General features: G+C 67.0%; 22 protein-coding genes. 11 read left to right on the plus strand and 11 right to left on the minus strand.

The annotated features are described in order from the left end of the window. Positions 1–79: 79 nt before the first annotated feature. Together DK389_RS32545 and DK389_RS32550 are read left to right on the plus strand one after the other, a co-directional pair. Complete coding sequence (locus tag DK389_RS32545) at positions 80–748, plus strand: hypothetical protein (RefSeq protein ID WP_162560702.1); 669 nt, start codon at positions 80–82, stop codon at positions 746–748. Positions 749–849: 101 nt separating this feature from the next. Further along, positions 850–1,293 (plus strand): hypothetical protein, encoded by a 444-nt coding sequence (locus DK389_RS32550; protein WP_162560703.1) that lies wholly within the window; start codon positions 850–852, stop codon positions 1,291–1,293. Positions 1,294–1,492: 199 nt separating this feature from the next. On the opposite strand, the gene DK389_RS16430 is transcribed toward DK389_RS32550, so the two are convergent. From DK389_RS16430 to oxlT, 4 genes are all read right to left on the minus strand, one after another. Then, entirely contained in the window at positions 1,493–1,930 is a 438-nt protein-coding gene (locus DK389_RS16430; protein WP_236960108.1) for a hypothetical protein, read from the minus strand. 186 nt (positions 1,931–2,116) lie between these two features. Continuing rightward, positions 2,117–2,572, minus strand: coding sequence for a hypothetical protein (locus DK389_RS16435; protein ID WP_109891143.1), 456 nt, complete (start codon positions 2,570–2,572; stop codon positions 2,117–2,119). A 51-nt stretch (positions 2,573–2,623) separates the two neighbouring features. Then, positions 2,624–3,370, minus strand: coding sequence for a GntR family transcriptional regulator (locus DK389_RS16440; RefSeq protein WP_236960110.1), 747 nt, complete (start codon positions 3,368–3,370; stop codon positions 2,624–2,626). A 243-nt stretch (positions 3,371–3,613) separates the two neighbouring features. Next, the gene (oxlT, locus tag DK389_RS16445; protein ID WP_109891145.1) at positions 3,614–4,912 is read right to left on the minus strand and encodes an oxalate/formate MFS antiporter; all 1,299 of its coding nucleotides are present in this window, start codon (positions 4,910–4,912) and stop codon (positions 3,614–3,616) included. A 1,011-nt stretch (positions 4,913–5,923) separates the two neighbouring features. Here oxlT and DK389_RS34345 point away from each other — a divergent pair. The 3 genes from DK389_RS34345 (at position 5,924) to DK389_RS16455 (ending at position 8,533) form a co-directional block, all read left to right on the plus strand. Beyond that, positions 5,924–6,358 (plus strand): lytic transglycosylase domain-containing protein, encoded by a 435-nt coding sequence (locus DK389_RS34345; protein WP_236960112.1) that lies wholly within the window; start codon positions 5,924–5,926, stop codon positions 6,356–6,358. Between the two features lie 384 nt (positions 6,359–6,742). Next, positions 6,743–7,123, plus strand: a complete 381-nt coding sequence (locus DK389_RS32555) for a hypothetical protein (RefSeq protein WP_236960114.1) — start codon at positions 6,743–6,745, stop codon at positions 7,121–7,123. A gap of 708 nt (positions 7,124–7,831) precedes the next feature. Further along, a complete protein-coding gene (locus DK389_RS16455; RefSeq protein WP_236960116.1) occupies positions 7,832–8,533 on the plus strand; it encodes a L,D-transpeptidase in 702 nt (233 codons plus the stop codon). A 47-nt stretch (positions 8,534–8,580) separates the two neighbouring features. On the opposite strand, the gene DK389_RS16460 is transcribed toward DK389_RS16455, so the two are convergent. After that, positions 8,581–8,874 carry a hypothetical protein gene (locus DK389_RS16460; RefSeq protein WP_109896456.1) on the minus strand — a complete coding sequence of 98 codons (294 nt, stop codon included), beginning with the start codon at positions 8,872–8,874 and terminating at the stop codon, positions 8,581–8,583. Positions 8,875–9,107: 233 nt separating this feature from the next. Next, the gene (locus tag DK389_RS32560) at positions 9,108–9,590 is read right to left on the minus strand and encodes a hypothetical protein (RefSeq protein ID WP_162560704.1); all 483 of its coding nucleotides are present in this window, start codon (positions 9,588–9,590) and stop codon (positions 9,108–9,110) included. Between DK389_RS32560 and DK389_RS16470 the strand changes: the two genes are divergently transcribed. After that, on the plus strand, positions 9,583–9,945 hold the full coding sequence (locus tag DK389_RS16470; protein WP_109891151.1) for a hypothetical protein: 363 nt from the start codon (positions 9,583–9,585) through the stop codon (positions 9,943–9,945). The genes DK389_RS32560 and DK389_RS16470 overlap by 8 nt on opposite strands. A gap of 181 nt (positions 9,946–10,126) precedes the next feature. Then, entirely contained in the window at positions 10,127–10,369 is a 243-nt protein-coding gene (locus DK389_RS16475; RefSeq protein WP_109891153.1) for a hypothetical protein, read from the plus strand. Between the two features lie 30 nt (positions 10,370–10,399). Here the strand turns inward: DK389_RS16475 and DK389_RS16480 are convergent, their stop codons facing one another. The 3 genes from DK389_RS16480 to DK389_RS16490 all read right to left on the minus strand — a co-directional run bounded on the left by DK389_RS16480 (position 10,400) and on the right by DK389_RS16490 (position 13,252). Then, positions 10,400–10,924, minus strand: coding sequence for a hypothetical protein (locus tag DK389_RS16480; RefSeq protein ID WP_109891155.1), 525 nt, complete (start codon positions 10,922–10,924; stop codon positions 10,400–10,402). Positions 10,925–11,458: 534 nt separating this feature from the next. Beyond that, the gene (locus DK389_RS16485; RefSeq protein ID WP_109891158.1) at positions 11,459–11,719 is read right to left on the minus strand and encodes a DUF6894 family protein; all 261 of its coding nucleotides are present in this window, start codon (positions 11,717–11,719) and stop codon (positions 11,459–11,461) included. Between the two features lie 348 nt (positions 11,720–12,067). Continuing rightward, the gene (locus DK389_RS16490) at positions 12,068–13,252 is read right to left on the minus strand and encodes a hypothetical protein (protein WP_109891160.1); all 1,185 of its coding nucleotides are present in this window, start codon (positions 13,250–13,252) and stop codon (positions 12,068–12,070) included. A gap of 115 nt (positions 13,253–13,367) precedes the next feature. Here DK389_RS16490 and DK389_RS16495 point away from each other — a divergent pair, with 115 nt between their 5' ends. The 4 genes from DK389_RS16495 (at position 13,368) to DK389_RS16510 (ending at position 17,381) form a co-directional block, all read left to right on the plus strand. Beyond that, complete coding sequence (locus DK389_RS16495; RefSeq protein ID WP_109891162.1) at positions 13,368–13,976, plus strand: NnrU family protein; 609 nt, start codon at positions 13,368–13,370, stop codon at positions 13,974–13,976. Between the two features lie 122 nt (positions 13,977–14,098). Beyond that, positions 14,099–14,809, plus strand: coding sequence for a tetratricopeptide repeat protein (locus DK389_RS16500; protein WP_109891164.1), 711 nt, complete (start codon positions 14,099–14,101; stop codon positions 14,807–14,809). Between the two features lie 131 nt (positions 14,810–14,940). After that, a complete protein-coding gene (gene der / locus DK389_RS16505) occupies positions 14,941–16,290 on the plus strand; it encodes a ribosome biogenesis GTPase Der (protein ID WP_109896458.1) in 1,350 nt (449 codons plus the stop codon). 164 nt (positions 16,291–16,454) lie between these two features. Continuing rightward, entirely contained in the window at positions 16,455–17,381 is a 927-nt protein-coding gene (locus tag DK389_RS16510; RefSeq protein ID WP_109891166.1) for a sulfite exporter TauE/SafE family protein, read from the plus strand. Positions 17,382–17,388: 7 nt separating this feature from the next. On the opposite strand, the gene DK389_RS16515 is transcribed toward DK389_RS16510, so the two are convergent. Next, entirely contained in the window at positions 17,389–18,531 is a 1,143-nt protein-coding gene (locus tag DK389_RS16515; protein ID WP_109891168.1) for a carboxylate-amine ligase, read from the minus strand. A 292-nt stretch (positions 18,532–18,823) separates the two neighbouring features. Continuing rightward, the gene (locus DK389_RS16520) at positions 18,824–19,234 is read right to left on the minus strand and encodes a dihydrofolate reductase (RefSeq protein ID WP_109891170.1); all 411 of its coding nucleotides are present in this window, start codon (positions 19,232–19,234) and stop codon (positions 18,824–18,826) included. Positions 19,235–19,250: the final 16 nt, after the last annotated feature.

Genomic DNA, 19,250 nt, shown 5'->3' on the forward strand with positions numbered 1-19,250 from the left:
TTGCAGCGGAACTGAGAAGGACCGCTGGAACTTAGGAGAGTTCTGACGCTCCAATTTCATAAAATGCAATACAGGAAAAATGGAGAAGCTCGTGGATCGGTCCAATACAACACGTCAAACTGAACGCAAAAATGCTGAGAGTTTGCACGAAATTTTACCAGCTTTGCCAGAAAATCTTTGGTTTCTCTTTGATGACAAGCCGCTTCTTCCTGATGAGGATGTCGGTCAATACGACGCTATCTTAAATTGTATCGTGCAACAGGTTAAGCCATCAGATGTTGTTGAGACGCTTTGGGTAAAAAATATCATTGATCTGATATGGGAATCTAAAAGATTACAATTATGGCGCAGTAGGATACTGGCGCAGGCTCGTCTAGAAGCTGCGGAAGAGCTGATGAGGCCGGTGCTTGATGCCAATGCGCTCAGTACCGATAACCCTCAAGTAAGTATGCCTTACGCAGGTTTGCCTCTTGCTGTGGGTTGGGTTGCGGGAATTCCGGGTGCGCTGAATAAATTTGAAGAGTACATGTGTCAGCGGGGATTAACTAGTGCGGATGTGAGCGCGCGTGCGTTCCAAATTAAGCTCGCGGATATTGAGCGCATCGATCGATTGATCGCCAACGCCGATCACCGTCGTGACACACTTTTACGCGAGATTGAACGCAAGCGAGCAAATCTTGGTCAGAAACTCAGGCTTGCGAGCACGGACGCGGTGGATGCTGAAATAGCGCCTCAAGTAAATCCTTAATTTCCTTAGGTTGGCAATGGCAAGACAATTTTTGTGTGTGCGTCCAGTGGCAGTTAGTTAAATATAAAAATTAACCTAAGATCTTGGATGGCGGATTGATTATGACTTCAAAACATTCCGACAAGGTGAATGTACGCGGGACGCAGGCTAGCGTCATCCCGCGGTCGCTCGCAGGCCAACTGCGCGCCGAGCAAAATGCTCGCACGCGCTGGCTGGCGACAGTGATGGGCGAAGAAGCTACTCAATCTGAGATCGAGAATCTCGCTCGGCAGCTAACCGCCCAATCTGCTGGTGATCCTGCGACGGTAAAGGCGGCTAGAAAGCTTGCCGATGCGCAAGTTCATCTAGATCGCATTAGCACACTAAGACTTTCCCTGATGCGGGAGGTGAGCAGTGAGGCGAATGAAAACTCGGGAAAAGCTTTCAAGTCTAAGATAAAATATTCAGAAGTCCTTTTGAACCTCGACCGCCTTGAGAGGCACAGAAGAAAGGCCTTTTCCCGTCGAAGCACTGCCATGCGAATCTATGAAAGCATAAAGGATTGAAAACGGTAATAGCAGCGTGGCATTGATTTATCAAATTCGGTATTTTAAATAAAGTGGACGTGTTTTTTATGATAGTTACAAAGGATATTTGATTTTCGGAACTCAACTCCATCGAAATTGGGATTGCGATTGGTCTGCTGCGGGGTGCGTTGTTCCGCAGATATCGGCGCGGCTTCAGATTGTTAGGACAAATTGTGACTCAGCGCCCGGCCTTTTTCGCTTCGACTGTCTTGATGCTGCCCGTCTCCGACACCCGATCTCGGGCCTGATCCAGCCGCTTCTTGAGAGTGGCCAGCTCTCGCTGGGCGCTGGCGAACTGTCCCTTGGCGGCGTCGCGCGCCGTCAGGGCCTGGGTGAGCTCGTCCCGGACCGAGGCGAGCTTTTCCTGGCCGTCGCGGGCGAGCTCGGCATTGGTCTGCTCGATCTGCTTGAGGCCAGCGAGCAGCCGTCCGCGATCGGCCTGCAGCAACTCGACCTGCTCGGTCAGGTCTTGCTGCGACCACGCCTTGCTGGCGAAGGCGCCCCAGCCGGCGAGGGCCGTCAACCCGAGCACCGCGGCGAGCACGGTCGTCGGTGCCGGCCTCGGCGCGAGGGGGAGGGTCTGCATCCAGTGGCGAAGGGCGGGAATGGTGCGCATGGGAAGCTCCGCAGCCTCGCGCGCGGGAAGGCTCGGCAGCCTCGCGCGCGGCAGCCGGTTGGGCCGCTCGATCGGTGCCGCGAAGATGCGGGAACAGGATTAAGGGAGCCTTACGCTCGGGCGGTTCGCGAGCGATTTCCGTTGCCGCGCCGGGCGCTTGTCCGTCAGGCGACAATCGCTGCGCGGCTAGTGCTGATAGATCTCGAGCGTATCCGCCGTGAAGAGCGCCTCCGCGCGGAGAGCCGAGTGGCTCGAGGACCCGTCGATCATCGAGATGGCGTCTGGGAAGATCAGGCCGCGTGTACCGTAGGCGCGCTTGGCTTCCGCGCACCAGCCATCGGCCGGTTCGAGCATCGTCAGCCGCTGACGGTTGATCTCCGCGCGGATGACGGATCGAAGCAGAGGCCTGTCCCGCTCCCAGCGCGCCGGCAGGCCGGCATAGGCGGCCTCGATCGCGTGCCAGGCGGCTTGAGCGTTGCGGCCGGGCTTGATCAGCCTGCATTTCTCGAGCGTCACGGCGAAATCCACCAGCTGCTGCACGAGCGCTGATGTTCGCGCGGGCAGGGCCGGATCACCGGATTCGGCGGCCCGGGGGATCGTCGGAGCGATGAGAAGGGCGATGAGGAGAGCGAGGCGCGTCATCCCGTATGTCCTCCGTGAAACCGTTTCTCGGTCTGTCCGTGGGGCGCTATCTCATGGCTTGAGGCAGAGGCCGGTGGCTGGCCGGCTTTCGTCCCAGTCGAGTTCCGGCAGCGCCCAGTGCGCGTTGACATGATCGGCCAGTCCGAGCGCGTGGTCGCGCACCAGGGTCGCCGCGCGATCGGCATCCCGCGCTCGCAGGGCCGCGATGATGGAGGCGTGCTCGCGCACCGAGCGATCAATCCGGCCCTCCTGGTGGATGGAGAGCGTCCGGATCGCCCGGACATGGACGAACAGGTTGGCGGTCATCTCCACCATGAGGTTGCAGCCGCCGAGACGGATGATCGCCTGATGGAAGGCGATGTTCGCGTCCGCGTAGTCGTCGAGCCGGTCCGCCGAATGGGACGAAGGAAAGGCGTCGAAGAACGACCCGAGCTCCGCGAGGTCGCTGTCTTCGGCGCGGGTCGCGGCGAGGTGCGCCGCCATGCCTTCGAGCGCGGCCCAGACGGTGATCATCTCGATCAGTTCGTGCTTCGTCTTGCGCGCGACGAACAGGCCCCGCCGCGGCACGGAGCGCACGAGACCCTCCTGCTCGAGAAGGGTCATCGCCTCCCGGACCGGCGTCCGGCTGACGCCGAGATCCCGGGCGATCTGTTTTTCCTCAAGCCGGATCTCGGCGGCGCCGCTGTAGATGTCCATCGCCAGGATCGAGCGTTTGATCATCTCGTAGGCTTGGTAGCGCAGCGTCACGGCTCCGCTGATGGAGGTCAGGCTGAGCTTCTGCGGATGCTGCTGCAGCAAGGTCGCGCTCCGAGAGAACCGAAGGAGGCCGGCCGCGCCGGGATCCCGGACGGGTCAGGATCGACGAGGCACGGTCGGGATGCGGCGGATGGAGAAGGGAGAGACTCGCGAGGGCGACGTCGCTCCCGTCGTAGAGCAGCGGCTCCCGGATAGCCGGCCTTCGCTTGGATCGGGCCACCTGTCCGGGCCGAAGGGGACCTGCCCCGCGTTTTGGGCGGGGCAGGCTTAGGCTCAGGCTTTGTGTCAGGCGTGCGCGAGGGCGGGGGCCTGGGCGACGACGCCGTTTGCGGCGTGGTGGCGCTTGAGCATGGGGCGCAGAACCGCGACGGCGAGGGCTGCGGCGATCAGGTCCATGGTGGCGACCGTGTAGAGCACCGTCGACCAGGTGCCGGTGGCCTGCATGATCAGGTTGCCCACCGGCACGAACAGGGCGGCAAAGCCCTTGGCGCAGTAGAGCACGCCGTAGATCTTGCCGATGTGCTTGGAGCCGAAGGTGTCGGCCGCGGTGGCGGAGAACAGCGAGTAGACCTCGCCCCAGGCCAGGAACACGATGCCCGACAGGATCACGAAGGCCCACGGGTTCGAGCCGAAATAGCCCAGCGCCACGATGCCGATGCCCTCCATGGCGAAGGCGATGAACATCGTCTTCTCGCGCCCGATCCGGTCCGAGACCCAGCCGAACAGGGGCCGCGAGATGCCGTTCATGATGCGGTCGAGCATCAGCGCGAAGGGCAGGGCCGCCATCGCGAAGAAGTACAGGTTCACCTGGAAGTTCTTCACGCCGAGATCCTGGGCGATCACGCCGAGCTGGGCCACGGCCATCAGGCCGCCGGTCACCGTGCAGGTGAACATCAGGAGCATGACGTAGAAGACCGGGGTGCGCAGGGCCTCACCGAGGGTGTAGTCGCGGCGCGACTGCAGGACCTTGGTGGAGAACTTGACCTCGTCCTTGGCCGGGGCGCGCATGAAGGCGGCGGCCAGCATGATGATGGCACCCTGGATCAGGCCGAAGGTGAAGAAGGCCTGGGCGTAGCTGCCGGCGTCGATCATCTTGGCGATGGGCAGGATGGTGAGCGCCGAGCCGGCGCCGTAGCCGCCGGCGGTGAGGCCGACCGCGAGGCCGCGCTTGTCGGGGAACCACTTGAGGGCGTTGTTGACGCAGGTGGCGTAGACGCAGCCGACGCCGATGCCGCCGACGACCGCCCCGGCGTAGAAGCCGGTCAGCGAGGTGGCGTAGGAGTTGATGACCCAGGCCAGGCCGGTCATCAGGCCGCCGAACATGACGACCCGGCTGGGGCCGTACTTGTCGATGAAGTAGCCCTCGATCGGGGTGAGCCAGGTCTGGACGATGACGAAGATGGTGAAGGCGACCTGGATGGCGGCGCGGTCCCAGCCGAAGGTCTTCTGGATCTCGGGAACGAACAGGGTCCAGGCGTACTGAATGTTGGCGGCCGCCACCATGCAGGCCACACCCAATACTATCTGAAGCCAGCGGTTCGGTGACGGTTTGACCGCGGCTGGCGCGGCAGCGGACGTTGGCATGAGCGTTCTCCCTCAGTGGACATCGCAGATGAGGGCGTGGCCTGCCCTGTGGCTCGCACGCCGTTGCAATGATTCGGGCTGCCGGTCCGAGCGGCGCGGTGCATGCGCTCCGGAAGCAGCTGGCATGCATTATTTGGTATGTCAGATGTGACGGCAAGCAGAATAATTCTAACCAAGACGCCGCCGAACAGGGATTAATCGATTGGGCCGAACGTGCTCCGGGCGGTTGGGACAGTTCTCAGCGCGTGCACACCGAGCGAAAGTGGATGCGATCGCGAGGGCCGCAGACTGATCGCGCGATCTGAGGCGCCCGGGAACGTAGGAAAAATAACGCTGGTTTCCGCTGCCGGGATCGAGATTTTTCGGTGTGCGGTGCTACCGATTTCTAGGCGATCCCGGTCAAATCCAACGTCGCGCCCCGTCATCCGTGCGATGCGCGACGCGTCTTCGAAATCTCGGTCTGCGGGCTGCCCGCTCGAACGAAGCCCGATCGGTACCCTAAACGACCGTCCGTTGGGATCCGGGCTGCCCGGCCTTGAGGCGCTTGCCGGCCCGTGCAAGCGTCGCCGAGAAGAGCAGCGGGTCCGGCCATCGGTCGGGTCCGAGGACGCCACAGGGGGCGCCTCCAATATGCATGCGCTGCGCCGGACGAGCCGGGCGGAGTATCGGGCGAGCGTCGCGAGACGCGCGCGACGTCGTGCCCTGCGGCGCGCGTTCCTCAATCGCGGCGTCGCCCTCAGTCTCATGTTGGCGGCACCGCTCGCGCTCAGCCCGAGTCTTCCGGGGCAGGAGCAGGGTCCGGATCGGCCGCCTGCATCGGATCGCAATGCGTCACCGGCGGCCCGGCTAACCCTAGTTCCGAGCCTCATCACCCTCGCGACGGCGGCCGGCCCTGCCTACGCCTACGCGCAGCGGCACCCCTTTGCTGAGGCGGGTCCCCGACTCGAGCGCGCAGCCTTCGAGACGATCGAGGACGCGTGGTCCGCCGCATTCTTCGGGGACCGCCAGCGCATGGCGGCGTTCATCGAGCACGCGGCGGTGATCAACGGGCTGCCTGTCGATTTTCTCATGCGCCTGCTTCGCCAGGAAAGCGGGCTCAACCCGCAGGCGATCAGCCGCGCCGGTGCGATGGGCGTCGCTCAGTTCATGCCCGGAACCGCGAGCGAGCGCGGCCTTCTCGATCCCTTCAACCCCTACGAGGCCATCCCGAAATCGGCGGAACTGCTGAAGGAGCACCGGGGTCGCTTCGGCAATCTCGGGCTGGCCGCGGCGGCCTACAACGCGGGCCCGCAGCGAGTCCGCGACTGGCTCGCCGGGCGCTCGCCCCTGCCGAAGGAAACACGCGATTACGTTGCGCATATCACGGGTCGGACGATCGAGGACTGGCAGCAGGGCGGCGACCTGTTCGCCTCAGCCGAGTCCTACGCGGCCCATGCCCTACGCTGAGGCGCTCGAGACCGCCTCGCTCCTCATCCCGAATCGGACGCCAGCGCGACGTTTGAGGCGGGCGAACCGGCGAAACAGCGGCGCCGCCCGCGCCGATGTGCGATGCTGCACTGCACGCTCAGGCGGAGGCCTGCACTCGGAAACCTCCTGTCATGCAACGACAATTTCCGCGCGCATTGTGTCGCGGAAGTAAAGTGCCGTCGAATCGAGGTCCGTCCGAACGATAATTATATTGCGGTGCGACAAAGCGTGCATTGCCTGATGCAGAGTTGGCACCAGATCAGGCTCATCGCAGTCGAGCGGCGCTAGTGCGCGATCCGATCCGGTATCTATACATCCGCCGGTCGAGGTCGGAGGCCGCTCCGCAATCGTGAAGGACTGACTATGACGAAGCGCGCCACCATCACCACCGCCATCGCTCTGGCCCTCGGCCTCGCTGCCTCGCCGAGCCTCGCCCAGACGTTCGATTCGAGCAGCGCGAGCTACAACCGTGACGGCACTCTGAATGTCTGGGGCGCCCATATCGATCCTGTCGGACCGCGCGGCGGCCTGATCGGCGGTGTCGGCACTGTGGTCGGCGGCGTGACCGGCGCCGTGGGTGGCGTGGTCGGCGGAACCGTCGGCGCGGCCGGGGACATCGTCACCGGCTCGATCGCGCCGCGCCGGCTCGATGTTCCGGCCCGCTACGGGAACGCGGAGGACTTCGACCGTCCTGCGCCGCAATACGGCCGCGCCGGCGCCGGTCCTGCCTACACCGCCTACTAAGCGCACGGATCATCGATCCGGCCGACGGCGGGGCGCGAGCCCCGCCGTTTTCGTTGGCGCGACCCCCGAGCGTGGGTTGGGAAGGGCGGCGAACGCCAGCAGGCGCGATTGAAACGCAGCGGCATCAGCAAGCTGGCTCAGCCGAGACCGCCATAGACTGAAAAGATCACAGTTTATCTGATGAAAGATAGACGATATTCCGTATAGGTAACATGAGGGCCGACTTCGCCTTGTCAGCGAGAGGCCTCGAAGCCAGGCCGGGCCGGCGTCCCGGCGTCAGCCGAGTGCCAGCCAGAAGGCCATCTCGGCAGCCAGTACGCTCACGGTGCATACGGCGACGAAAGCGCGATCCGCGATGTTTGGTGGGGCCACGGCGGCAACGCGTCCGGCTCCGGGCCTTTGTCGTGGGCGAGTCGGCACGCGCGCCTCCCAGGTCCGCACTTCCTCAGCTACAAAACGGATACGAGTTGCGCCGGCCAAAAGTTTCCGGCCAGTTCGTCACGGTCCCGCCGGATTTCGCGCGCGCCAATGGTTCCTCGCGGGCCACGCGGCCCGGGAATCGCGACGGCGGGCAGGCGCGACAGGCGGCGGAGTCGGTCCATGATGCAGGCGCGGCGGAAGCTCGGTCGATCAGTTGCGGCTAGGTACAGCTGCGATGCGGGAGCATGGCATCTTGGCCTGCGGCGCCTCCTCGCGGGCCCGTTGCTCATGCTTCCCCTGTCGTCCGGTGCCTCGGCTGAATTGCTCATCCGGATCGACAAGGCGAGCCAGAGCATGGCGGTGTCGGTGAACGGCCAGGAGCGCCACACTTGGCCTGTCTCGACGGGGGCTGCGGGCTATGACACCCCGAGCGGAACGTTCCGGCCTTCGCGCCTGAGCCGCCACCACTTCTCGCGGGAATGGGACAACGCGCCGATGCCCTTCGCGATCTTCTTCACCGCGGAGGGGCACGCGATCCACGGCACCAATCAGGGGCGGCGTCTCGGGCACCCGGCATCCCACGGCTGCGTCCGGCTCGCCCCGCGCAATGCCGGCCTGCTCTTCGCCCTCGTCCGGGCAGAGGGGCTACAGAGCACGCAGGTGGTGGTCGAGGGCGACGACAGCTTGGTCGCGAGCCGGAACTCGGGACCGGGCATCGACCCCCTCGCGGTCCTCCAGCAATCCGCGGCTGCCCGTTCCCGGTGGCAGGGCGAGGGCAGAAATCCGGGGAGCGCTCCGACGGGCAGGCCCGGACACAACACTGCCGAAGTGGCCGCGCCGAGCCCGGCTGCCGCGGTCGGCCAGGCATCTCCATCCGGCGCGGCGAGCGCTGGGCCGCCGCCATCCCAGGGACCCGACCGCGAGACCCTGATGAGCCAGCTTCTCAACAGGGGCGCGCAGGTCGCGAAGCCGATCTGCAGCGCCTGCTGAGGCGGGTCGCGAGCTGATCTCTCCGCCGCGGCCCGTGGCGGACCATGTCAGTAGCCGTAATAGTACGGCCCGCCGCCGTAATAGCCGTAGGCCGGAGCCGGATAGTAGTAGCGCGGCGCCTGCGAGGCCGCGATCGCGCCGCCGATGAGGCCCAGAGCCGCGCCGGCCGCGAGGGCGCCGCCGACACCGGGGCCGCGACGGTATCCGTAGTGGCGGTGGCCCCGATAGGCGTAGCCGCCGTGATAGCCGCCGCGATAGCCTGGCCGCGCTTCCGCGGTGGGCGCAATGAGCAGGGATCCTGCGAAAGCCGCCGCGACGGCCGAGAGAGCGAGCTTCTTCACGATCTTCCCCTGTGTGAAATCCGCGGGTCCGATCAGAGCGCCCGCACGCTGAACCGAGCCTGAATCCTTCAAGCCGCGGTTAATCGCGCCCCGCTTCCCGCGCACGTGGTGGCCCAGGTGTGAAATCCAGGCCGCGCCCTGTCGTCGAGGCGGTATCGATCCGGAAACGCTACGGGATGGGCACGCCTGCAGAGCGTCGCGTCCATCGCGATGGCCGAGATGCGAGACCCGGGTCAATCGTCCGAGGTCAGGTTCGAGACGAACGCGTTGCCGAACCGCGTGGTCGTCTTCACGGTCGCGGAGGGCTCGATTCGCGCGATGATCTGCGATCCGTCGCCGTTGCAGAACATCTCCACGATGTCCGCGTCGGCGAGTCCGAGATCGCGCGCCAGCAGATCGTGCACGACGGCGAAGTTCTCATCCGTGTCGATCGTGAATCCAAAAGACTGATGCGGCTTGTAGAAAAGCACTCTGTCGCCCGGTTCGAGAAACCCCTTGATGGTCTCGAAGTCGTAGGTCGGTTCCGTCGTTGACAACCTGCGGGCCTCCAGCGTTGTCGAAGCGGCGGGTTTGTTGCCGCGGCTCGAACGAAGGTCAATCAGGCGCGGCGCATGGAAACGGGACGAACCATGACTTGGCAGGGAAACGCGTTGGGCATCAGCGCCTTGCGGATCCCTGCAAGATTTCGCATCAGGAGGCGTATCCGGGATGAGCACGAGCCGCAAACCGCTGCCGGAGCAACTCGAGATGGTCGCCGCGTTGACGGCGAAGCTGGCCGATCAGGCCATGGCCGAGATGATGTCCGAACATTCCGTGTCGGACCGTACGGTGCAATCCCTCGCGGACGGGGTGCTGTTCCTGGACAGGCACGCCCATCCGATCCCCCGTCTCGCGCTCGATCTCTTGATGCGGGTTCATCACGATCGCTCGGCCGCGCTCGCCGTTTCGCGGCGCGAGGGCGCGAGACGGGAAGCGCGCGGATTCAAGCCGGCGGAGCGCGCCGAGGAGGGCGGCGCCGGCCGCAAGGTCCGGAGCCTGTTCCGCTCGCTCCGCCGCAGGGATGGTGCGTGAGGGCGCGAATGGGCGCCGGTCGCACGTAGCGACGTCCGTCGAGAGACACCTTCGCCGCACGCCCTGTTCGTGCTAGAACGGACAGAGAACACGAGAGCGCAGGCTCGGATGCGCGGACCGGCCGGCATGCAGGGTGGGACCGCGCCGGCGAGCGTCAGCGGGCGCGGGGTGAGAGGCGGCCATGGACGCTGTTCGGCGCGTCGGGAACTACCTTCAGGTCCAGGACGGCGAGGGCTGCCGGCATCTTCTGCGGGTGACGAGTGTGCAGGCGCTCAGCGACACGGATCCGCTGCGCAACGAGACCTTCATCACGGCAGCGGGCCGCACCATCCGCGTGCTGCAGCCGCTCGATGAGATCGTCGAACTCGTCGCACCGGGCGAGCGGATCGCCGCCGAACCCGACGAGGCATCGTGGCCCTTCTGACGACCGCCGGGCGCGCGCCGGCCGGCAGCCTCAGGGTGGCGGTCTCTGTCCCTCGACGAGCCCCAATCCTCTCAGGATGTCGCCGAGCGGGCCGCCGAGCGCGACATGTCGGGGTGCCGCGGCCTGCGGCTCCGGCGGATCGGCGGCGGCCTCGGCCGGAGCGGGACCCGCCTTCCGCGCCGGCGCCTTCCGCGTTGCCTGCGCGTGTCCCGGTCGCCGGGCATTTCCCACGCCGGCGACGCGCTCACGCTTGAGAGGCGCGCTCTGCGCCATCGGATGCGGCACCGCGGCGTCCGGCAGGGGGGGCGGGCTCGCCGCGATCTGCACCAGCGTGCCGGTGGTCGCGGGCTCGGCCGCCCGGACGTCCCTGTCACCGTCCCTGTGGGCTGTGCTCTGCGCGGTGGCGCGACGCGGCGGGTCGATCCAGGCCTGAGGGGCCGCGGCCGACGGCCCGCTGCCCGGTCCGGGCCCGTCCGGCAGCGTCGTGCGATATCCGGCCGTCAGAAGGAGCGCGGAGATCGCCGATACGCCAAGTATCGCGAAGCTCACTCTCATGATGACACAACTCAAGGCCAAGCTTTCACGTTCCGGGTGCTGTACGCTTCCGAACGGCCAAGCCGTCCGGTCCGGGTTCGTCGTCAGCGTGGCCTCGGTTTCGGTCGGGGGAGCGTCACGATCTGTCCGCTGATCGGATCGAAGACGGTCGTGCTCATGCGCGGGGCCTCGTCGGGTGATCGTTGGATCACAGGACGGAAACGTAACCGAAGCGTTGAGAGGAACGGTTAGCGTCCGGAATCATCCAGCCCGCGCGAGGCTTTATCCAAGGTGGGCCCGGCGCGTGGGGATAAAGCCCGCTTGCAAGCCGCCCCGCGCCGAAGGAACGGCGGCGGTCACTTCCCGCAGCGCGAGAGGTTGGGGCCGGGCTAATACGCACCTGTCGAGGGGTGGGCCGTGATTGCCGCTCCGCCGCCGCGCATCGGCGCCAAGCGAAGTATTCCGGAGCGGCAATCCCTGGGTCTCATCTCGCTGCGTCGAGTCCCTGTTAGGGTTGCGCGTACGAGTCCTCAGATGAGCGAAATACGGGGCGCCTCAGGCTGCCGACCGCAATCTGTTGAGAGCGTGGACCGTCGTCGTGAGCTGGATCTCGCAGGAGAAGACGTTTCTTTGCGAATCATCCAGGACATCGATGCGAAGCGGGCGCCCATTGTATTTCTCGGGTTGATCGGCCGCGACTTCACAGAGGGTGCGCAGTGCTTCTTCCAGGGCGGCGTTTCCGTCCGTGCATTCCGTGCCATCGAAGTCCCGGATCGAGAATTCCGGGTCAGCAACCTCAAAGAAATACAGGGCCATTGATTGACCTTTCGCGTCCAATTCTTGTGGAGGGGAAGTCTGTACGCAGGAACGCGACGAATCAGCGTCGTCTTCACCATATGAAGGATGACGATGCTATGATCAATCTATGTGAAAGGTGCGGAATGGTACTAGTGAGATAGGATTAGTTCGTTGTACCACGCGCCCGCCGAAACAGCCGGCAACAAAAAATCCTCGACGCGGGCAAGCCTTAGCGACTAGTCCCGCCGTCAACTCTGAGGATTGCGACCAGCCGCATAGCCGTCGACGCCGGTTACTGGACGGATCATCAGCGCGCCGGATGTGGCCCCACGGTTACGCTCGGACCGGTTGGCAGGGCCCCTGGCGCTACGGCCAGACCTTGATGGCCAGGGGGCGCCGCAGCAGGTCCCGGTCGGACGTGATGCGGCAGCCTTCGGTGCGCAGCGTCGTGTAGGTGAGGAATGCGGTGTCGCCCACATCGTCGAAGTTTCGGCCCTCGGCCCCCGGATCGAGGAGCGAGGGATAGGCGATCAGCCCGGCGGGCGCGCCGCAGGCGTCGTCGTAGAGCGTGGCGCCGGCGAGGAGCAGCCGCGGCTTGTCCCAGGTCAGGAAATCGCGCGAACTCGTCCAATAGAAGCCCGATTGCGGGAAGTTCCCGCCCGCCTTCGCCATGAAGATCGCGATGAAGGCGCCCGTGCCGCGGTGGCGCACCAGGGCGCCGACCGGGGCCGGGAACGGCGCGACCGGCTTGCAGGTGTCCGGGATCCTGATCGCCGTGCGGTAGGGATCGGGGAACGCCGCCGAGAAGCCCATGCCCGTCCAGGCGCGCCAGCTCGCCGGGTCGGAGGGCGTCGCGGTGCGGAACAGGCACACGCCCCCCTCCTGGTCGCTGCCCGGCCGGTCCCAGCCCGTCGTCGAGGCCAGCATATAGCGCCAGCGCCCGTCGGCGACGATGTTCGAGGGGTTGAAGAAGCCGCGGTGGCGGCCCTGGTCGATCTCCTGGCGGAAAGGGGCCGCCGCGACGACGGCGGGCGGGCTCGCGCGCCGGAAGCTGCGCCCGCCGTCGAGGGAATGCGCTGCCGTGATCGTGTTGTACCAGCAGGCCATGTAGCTGCCGGCCGGGCAGCGGCCCGGATGCTCGTTCGCTTGGTACTCGTGGTGCAGGAGGGCGGCGACGGTGTGGCCGTCGTCGGTCCAAGTCGCCGTGATCCAGGAGCGATCGTCGTAGAGGGCAGGGTCGGGCTTCTCGCCGGATTCGAGCACCACGGCGCAGTCGAGCTTGAGATGATCGAGGTCGGGACCCCTCAGGGCGCGGTTGCGGTAATGCATCCCGAACAGGGCGACCGTGCCGTTCGCCTCGCGAAAGGCGCGGGCCGGCGCGTCCGGCACGTCAGCCCCGTCGCAGGCGTCGCGGCCTGCCTTGAAGACGATCTGCGGCGGCCCGACGAGGGTGAGGCTCGAGAGCGGCGGCTCGGGCGCACCCAGCGCCTGATCGGCGACGGCAAGCGGCGCGAGGAGCGCGAGGGCGGAGAGAAGCGGGCGGCGCGTCATCGGGTCGGCCTGGACAATCGGCTCAGACTCGCCTCAGAACCGTTACGATGAGCTTGACCGGGCCAGCCCCGTCCGGCGCCCTCCACATCGAGTCCACGCGCCGCGAAGGCCCATCATGACCCTCCTGATCCTCGGCCTCGTGCTCTTCCTCGGCACGCACGGCTTCTCGATGGCCCGCGCCAAGCGCGCCGAGCTCATCGGCCGCTTCGGCGAGAAGCGGTTCAAGCTCGGCTACACGCTGCTCTCGTTGGCGGGACTCGTGCTGATCGGCATCGGCTTCCATGAATACCGGGCGTCCGGCTACATCCCGGTCTGGAACCCACCGGTCTTCACGCGCCACCTCGCGGTGCTCCTGACCCTCTTCGCCTTCATCGCGCTGGCGTCCACTTACCTGCCGGGGCACATCCGGGCACGGGCGAAGCACCCGATGCTGCTCGCCGTGAAGATCTGGGCGACCGCCCATCTCCTCGCGAACGGCGATCTCGGCTCGATCCTGCTCTTCGGCGGCTTTCTGGCCTGGGCGGTCATGGCCCGCATCAGCGCCAAGCGGCGCGCGCTCACGGCGGGGCAGGTCGCGGCCCAGCACGGCGGCGAGGCGGCGCGGCCGGCCGGCTGGCGCAACGACGCCATCGCGGTCGCGGTCGGCGTCGTGGTGTGGTTCGTGTTCGGACGCTACCTGCACTATCCGCTGATCGGCGTCTCCGCCTGGCCCGGAATGGCGTGAGCTTCATGGCCTGAACTCTCCGGCCCGATGTAGCGGTCGCCAAGCCGCTGGGTCTGTGCTAGGCGCCAGCGCTCACGAACCAGCTTGAGGCGGCCAGCCCACCGGGCCCGGCCTGAGAGACGATGGCCGAGAACAACGAGTTCTTCCGCGAGGTCAACGAGGATTACCGTCGTGACCAGGTCGCGCAGATCTGGCGCCGCTACAGCGGCGTGATCATCGCGCTGGCGGTGCTTGTCGTGGCGGCGGTCGGTGGCTGGCGCTACTGGCAGAGCGCGCAGCGCCACGCGGCGGAGGCCGCCTCCGAGCAGTTCGACACGGCGAACCGCCTCGCCCGCGACGGCAAGCCGGAGGAAGCCGACAAGGTTCTCACCGGCTTGGAGAAGGACGGTCCCGCCGGCTACCGGCTGCTCGCTCAGTTCCGCTCGGCGGTCGAGGCCGCCAAGCGCGATCCCGCCAAGGGTGCGGCCGCGTTCGATGCCATCGCGGGCGACACGGGCGCGGGCGACGCCCTGCGCGACCTCGCGCGCCTGCGCGCCGCGCTGCTGCGCCTCGATACCGCCGATCCCACGCCCGCGCTCGCCAGCCTGCAGGGCCTCGCGGCCGGCAGCCCGTTCCGCCACACCGCCCGCGAGATGCTCGGCCTCGTCGCGTTGAAGCGCGGCCAGTACGAGGAGGCGGGCCGCTGGTTCGACCAGCTCACCACCGATCCCGAGACGCCGCAGAACCTGCGCCAGCGCATCGAGGTCTACGCCGCCCTCGTGGCCGGCGGCCCGGTCACCGTCACGGAAGCGAAGCCCGAGCCCGCCGCGCCGCTTCCGCCGATCACCCGCTGAGCGAACCGGCCGGTCGCCCGGCCGGTTGATGAAGGCGGATTCCTGTCAAACCACGAGACCGTTCCCGCCCCGGCGGGACGGCCCCGGCGGGCATGGCGATGCCGGCCCGCCCAACGGACGAGACCACGCGCATGGACCTGCCGACCGTCGCCATCGTCGGACGGCCGAATGTCGGCAAGTCGACCCTGTTCAACCGCCTCGTGGGCAAGAAGCTCGCCCTCGTGGACGACCGCCCCGGCGTCACCCGCGACCGGCGGGAGGGCGACGTCAATTTCGGCGGCCTGCTCTTCCGCATCATCGACACGGCGGGGTTGGAGGAGGCGGATTCGGATTCCCTCCTCGGCCGCATGCGCGCGCAGACCGAGGCCGCGATCCTGGAAGCCGACGTCGTGCTCTTCGTCATCGACGCGCGGGCGGGCGTGCTGCCGGCCGACCAGCCCTTCGCCGAGATGGTGCGTCGAGCCGGCTGCCCCGTCATCCTCATCGCCAACAAGGCCGAGGGCGGCGCGGGGATGAGCGGCGCCTACGAGGCCTTCTCGCTCGGCCTCGGCGACCCGATCCCGTTCTCGGCCGAGCACGGCGAGGGCATCGGCGAGCTGCACGACGCGCTCCTCGAGGCGCTGCCGAAGCCCGATGAGGAGGACGAGGAGGAGGCGGGCGACCCCGCCGGCCGTTCCCTCAAGGTGGCCATCGTCGGCCGCCCGAACGCCGGCAAGTCGACGCTCATCAACCGGATGCTCGGTGAGGAGCGCCTCCTCGTCGGCCCCGAGGCCGGCATCACGCGCGACTCGATCTCCCTCGACTGGGAGTGGCGGGGCCGCAAGATCAAGCTGCACGACACGGCCGGCATGCGCCGCCGCGCCCGCATCGACGACAAGCTCGAGAAGCTCGCCGTCTCGGACGGGCTTCGCGCCGTGCGCTTCGCCGAGGTGGTGGTGGTACTCCTCGACGCGACGATCCCCTTCGAGAAGCAGGACCTGACAATCGTCGATCTGGTCGAGAGCGAGGGCCGCTCCCTCGTGATCGGCCTCAACAAGTGGGACCTCGTCGCCGACCAGCCGGGCCTCCTCAAGACCCTGCGGGAGGATTGCACCCGCCTGCTGCCCCAGGTGCGCGGCGTCGCGGTGGTGCCGCTCTCGGGGCTCGCCGGGGAGGGGATCGACCGGCTGATGAAGGCGGTGGTCGAGGCGGCCGAAGTCTGGAGCAGCCGCGTCTCGACGTCGCGCATCAACGATTGGCTGAACGAGGCGACGAGCCGTAACCCGCCGCCGGCCGTCTCGGGCCGCCGCATCAAGATCCGCTACGCCACGCAGGTGAAGAGCCGGCCCCCACACTTCGCCCTGTTCGGCAATCAGCTCGACGCCCTGCCAAAATCCTACACCCGCTACCTCGTGAACGGCCTGCGCGATGCGTTCGACCTGCCCGGCACGCCGATCCGCCTCTCGCTGCGGACCTCGAAGAACCCGTTCGACAAGGGCTGAGCGCGGTCCGTGATGGCCGGGCCACGCGACGGGCCGATCTTCTCCGCGGGGTGTTTTGAGAAAAACAATCTCCCACGTTCGGCGAGATCATTGAAAATCGCGACGCTTGCCTCGCACCGGAGAGACTTTATCTCTCGCTGCCGGAGCCGGCGAGTCGCAGGATCATGGCCCAGACCTCATTCGCGTCCGCTGCGGCGCCCGGTAAGCGCGCCAAGCTTCGCGCCGGCCCGTTCCGGCTGATCCTCGTCGGCCTCGTCGTTGCCGCTCTCGCGGCAACCGCCTTCCTCGTCCACCGCTACGCCGGCGGCGACTGGAGCACGGCGCTCCACGCGGTCGGCGAGATCCTGAGCGGACGCGGCTTCTGGATCGCAGTCGCGGTCGGGCTGTTCGCGCAGGTGGTCGACGGTGCGCTGGGCATGGCCTACGGCGTCACCTCCACGAGCTTCCTCCTCTCCACCGGCGTGCCGCCCGCGGCGGCCTCCGCCTCCGTCCACATCGCCGAGATCTTCACAACCGGCTTCTCCGGCCTCTCGCACTGGCGCCTCGGCAACGTCGACAAGGGGCTCTTCAAGCGCCTGCTCATCCCCGGCATGATCGGCACTGTGACGGGCGCCTACCTCGTCACCTCGCTCGAGGGCGACGTGCTGCGCCCCTGGATCACCGGGTACCTGCTGGTGATGGGTCTCTACATCCTCGTGAAGGCGTTCCGGACGATCCGGCTGCGCTCCAAGCCGCCGACCTACATCGCCCCGCTGGCGCTGACCGGCGGCTTCGTCGACGCGGTCGGCGGCGGCGGCTGGGGGCCGGTGGTCACGACCTCCCTCGTCGGCGGCGGCCAGGACCCGCGCACCACGATCGGCTCGGTCAACGCGGCCGAGTTCTTCCTCGCAGTGACGAGCGGCGTCTCCTTCACCCTGTTCGGAGCCTTCACGCATGTCTCGATCATTGCCGGGCTGATCCTCGGCGGCCTCTTCGCCGCCCCGCTCGCCGCGCTCCTGGTGCGCGCCCTGCCGGCGAAGGTGCTGATGATCACGGTGGGCCTGCTGATCGTCGGCCTCAGTGCCTTCAACCTCTGGACATTGCTCGCCTGAGGCTGCCTCAGGCGGGGGAGGAGGCTGCCTCGCCCTTCGCCGTCCGGGCGAGCCAGTCGACCACGGCGTCGAGGGCCTGCCGGTTGGTGAGTCCGGCCTCGCGCGCCGCCTCGAAGGCCGCGATCTGGCCGTCGGCGCTCGTGCCCTGCGCGACGATGCGGCGGGCGTTGCGAACTTCGTCCGCGCAGCCGAGCGCCTCGGCGTCCTCGCCGATCAGGTCGAGAAGCCCGTCGAGCGCCTCCGCGTAGGGCAGGGCCCGCTCGCTCGCCTCGTCGATCATCTCGGCGTCGGTGCCGCCGCGCTGGGCCCGCCACAGGTTCTCGTCCGCGAGCGCACGGGATACGCCGTCGAGCCGCGCGTTCAGCTCCGGCCGCCGCACCACGAGGCGGACGAGGCAGCGGAATAGGGCGGCGATGGTGAGCGCATCTTCGAGGCGCGTGCAGGAATCGGCGATGCGCAATTCGAGGGTCGGGAACTTGATCGAGGGCCTCAACGACCACCACAGGAAGCTCGCATCCTGAATCGAGCCGGCATTGGTCATGATGCGGACGTAGCGCTCGTAATCGGCCGGGCTCGGGAAGAGTTCGGGCAGGCCGGTGCGCGGCAATTCCCCGAAGGCGCTCAGCCGGTAGGCGGTGAGTCCGGTCGGCTTGCCCTGCCAGAAGGGTGAGGATGCCGAGAGCGCGAACAGGATCGGCTGGAACGGCAGCAGCCGGTTCATCAGGTCGATGCGTGCCTCCGGCACCGGCACCTCGACATGGACGTGCATGCCGCAGATCAGGCTGCGCCGCCCGGCGAGCCCGACGTCGCGCAGGATGCCCTTGTAGCGGTCGCCCTTCGTCGGCAATTGCCGCGCCCAGTCGGCGACGGGATGCGTCCCGGCGGCGAAGACGAGGAGTTCGTGCCGGGCGCCGATCTCGGCCAGCGCCGCGCGCTGGCGCCCGAGCACTTCACGGGCCTGCGCAAACTCGGTCTCAGGCGGCGTGCATACCTCGACCTGGCATTGGAGGAGTTCGCGCCCGATCTCCGGCAGCGCCTCGGCGGCCTCGGTGTGAAACGGCTTCACCGAGCGGCGGGGCGTGCCGCGGGTCTCGGCATCGGCCAGAAAGTACTCTTCCTCGATGCCGAACCGGTAGGCGTGGGAACTCATGGCAATCCCTGCAGACACGGCCGAGGGATGTAGGGCGCACGCCTCGATAGGGGGCATGCGACCCACATGTTTTTTCAGCGTGGAGCGGCTTCCTGGCTGATGCCGGGCATCGGTAAGGTGCGCGCCTCACCTCTCCCGTTCGGGGGAGGTCGAGTCGGCTTGAGCCGACCGGGTGAGGGGGGCGACCTTTCCGGAACGACCTGCATCCCTCACCCCAGCCTCACCCGAACGGGAGAGGGGGCGCGACGCGGTATCGGTCGCGTGGCGATGCGTCGGGCCGAGTCCGGCGGTCTCAAGCAGCTCGCAGCGGACCGCCGACGAGCCAGGCCGGATCGAACCAGCGGTCGGCCTCGCCGTCGTAGGGAAGCCGCGTGACGTCCCAGTGCTGGATGTACGGCGCGTAGACGTTCCAGACCGCGATGCCGCCGCCGACGAAGATGCGCCGGCCGGGATAGCGCTTGAGCACCGCCTCCGGGTCCTCGTGGGAGCGGATCACGTCGATGGTGCGGTCCCGGAAGGCGAATTCGGGGACCGAGGCCACCGTCTTCGGGCCGGCGATGAGCACGTGCCCCATGGTCAGCGCGAAGAAGCGCGTCACGTCCTCGACGAAGAGCGGGTCGGTGTTGCCCTCCCAGGGCAGGTGCCCGTTGAGGCCGAGTTGCCCGCGCTGCCCGATGGCGCAGATGCAGCGAACGTCGATCATGTCCGGTCCGTCTCTC

This window comes from Methylobacterium durans (assembly GCF_003173715.1).
Lineage (GTDB): Bacteria > Pseudomonadota > Alphaproteobacteria > Rhizobiales > Beijerinckiaceae > Methylobacterium > Methylobacterium durans.

What these genes read in the sequence shown, in the direction of transcription:
- DK389_RS32545 (WP_162560702.1), top strand. Translation starts at nt 80, where the DNA reads ATGGAGAAGCTCGTGGATCGGTCCAATACAACACGTCAAACTGAACGC.
- DK389_RS32550 (WP_162560703.1), top strand. Translation starts at nt 850, where the DNA reads ATGACTTCAAAACATTCCGACAAGGTGAATGTACGCGGGACGCAGGCT.
- DK389_RS16430 (WP_236960108.1), bottom strand. Translation starts at nt 1,930, where the DNA reads ATGCGCACCATTCCCGCCCTTCGCCACTGGATGCAGACCCTCCCCCTC.
- DK389_RS16435 (WP_109891143.1), bottom strand. Translation starts at nt 2,572, where the DNA reads ATGACGCGCCTCGCTCTCCTCATCGCCCTTCTCATCGCTCCGACGATC.
- oxlT (WP_109891145.1), bottom strand. Translation starts at nt 4,912, where the DNA reads ATGCCAACGTCCGCTGCCGCGCCAGCCGCGGTCAAACCGTCACCGAAC.
- DK389_RS34345 (WP_236960112.1), top strand. Translation starts at nt 5,924, where the DNA reads ATGGCGGCGTTCATCGAGCACGCGGCGGTGATCAACGGGCTGCCTGTC.
- DK389_RS32555 (WP_236960114.1), top strand. Translation starts at nt 6,743, where the DNA reads ATGACGAAGCGCGCCACCATCACCACCGCCATCGCTCTGGCCCTCGGC.
- DK389_RS16455 (WP_236960116.1), top strand. Translation starts at nt 7,832, where the DNA reads ATGCTTCCCCTGTCGTCCGGTGCCTCGGCTGAATTGCTCATCCGGATC.
- DK389_RS16470 (WP_109891151.1), top strand. Translation starts at nt 9,583, where the DNA reads ATGAGCACGAGCCGCAAACCGCTGCCGGAGCAACTCGAGATGGTCGCC.
- DK389_RS16475 (WP_109891153.1), top strand. Translation starts at nt 10,127, where the DNA reads ATGGACGCTGTTCGGCGCGTCGGGAACTACCTTCAGGTCCAGGACGGC.
- DK389_RS16480 (WP_109891155.1), bottom strand. Translation starts at nt 10,924, where the DNA reads ATGAGAGTGAGCTTCGCGATACTTGGCGTATCGGCGATCTCCGCGCTC.
- DK389_RS16485 (WP_109891158.1), bottom strand. Translation starts at nt 11,719, where the DNA reads ATGGCCCTGTATTTCTTTGAGGTTGCTGACCCGGAATTCTCGATCCGG.
- DK389_RS16490 (WP_109891160.1), bottom strand. Translation starts at nt 13,252, where the DNA reads ATGACGCGCCGCCCGCTTCTCTCCGCCCTCGCGCTCCTCGCGCCGCTT.
- DK389_RS16495 (WP_109891162.1), top strand. Translation starts at nt 13,368, where the DNA reads ATGACCCTCCTGATCCTCGGCCTCGTGCTCTTCCTCGGCACGCACGGC.
- DK389_RS16500 (WP_109891164.1), top strand. Translation starts at nt 14,099, where the DNA reads ATGGCCGAGAACAACGAGTTCTTCCGCGAGGTCAACGAGGATTACCGT.
- der (WP_109896458.1), top strand. Translation starts at nt 14,941, where the DNA reads ATGGACCTGCCGACCGTCGCCATCGTCGGACGGCCGAATGTCGGCAAG.
- DK389_RS16510 (WP_109891166.1), top strand. Translation starts at nt 16,455, where the DNA reads ATGGCCCAGACCTCATTCGCGTCCGCTGCGGCGCCCGGTAAGCGCGCC.
- DK389_RS16515 (WP_109891168.1), bottom strand. Translation starts at nt 18,531, where the DNA reads ATGAGTTCCCACGCCTACCGGTTCGGCATCGAGGAAGAGTACTTTCTG.
- DK389_RS16520 (WP_109891170.1), bottom strand. Translation starts at nt 19,234, where the DNA reads ATGATCGACGTTCGCTGCATCTGCGCCATCGGGCAGCGCGGGCAACTC.